The organism is Mesorhizobium sp. M1A.F.Ca.IN.020.06.1.1, assembly GCF_004023265.1.
Lineage (GTDB): Bacteria > Pseudomonadota > Alphaproteobacteria > Rhizobiales > Rhizobiaceae > Mesorhizobium.
In genome coordinates this window covers 1-458 of record NZ_RZSR01001800.1, presented here as the reverse complement: position 1 = coordinate 458, position 458 = coordinate 1, and the positions used below count along the sequence as shown (strand labels likewise).

Below are 458 nucleotides of genomic sequence, written 5' to 3'. Positions count from 1 at the left end.
CGCTAATGGTTGCAAGTATGGTTGGTATAACCGATATATATGGCATGTCTAGAGCTCAAGTTCAAAGTCTGGAAATCGGGACGCTAAACTGACGACATATGCTGATACCCGCTCTTCCCCGCATGGCCGCATCATCGAGGACGATCCGGTAGACCGGAACAGCTTCGCCCCATCCGAATATTGGCGCAGGCGTCGACCAGGTCGGATTTCAGTTCAGAGGCATCGGTTACGCCGAGCCCCGCTGGATATTGCGTGACGCCGACGCGCACTACGGCGTTGCCGGCATGCTGCCGGCTTAGGGGCGATCGCTTCCTCCGACGTGCTCGGGCGGAGAACCAGCACCAGCCGATTGCCGGATCGGACGGTAACGGAAAGCGGATCGGGAGAACCCGCCTCGGCGATGAATCTCTCGGCCATCGCTGGCTTCAGGCCGGGATGGCGCATTGCTGAACCAGGGC

At 59.6% G+C, this 458-nt stretch carries 1 pseudogene; it reads right to left on the bottom strand.

The features are described from left to right. Positions 1–161 precede the first annotated feature (161 nt). Positions 162–458 (bottom strand): annotated as a pseudogene (locus tag EOA60_RS36975) (conjugal transfer protein TraH); the annotation flags it as partial.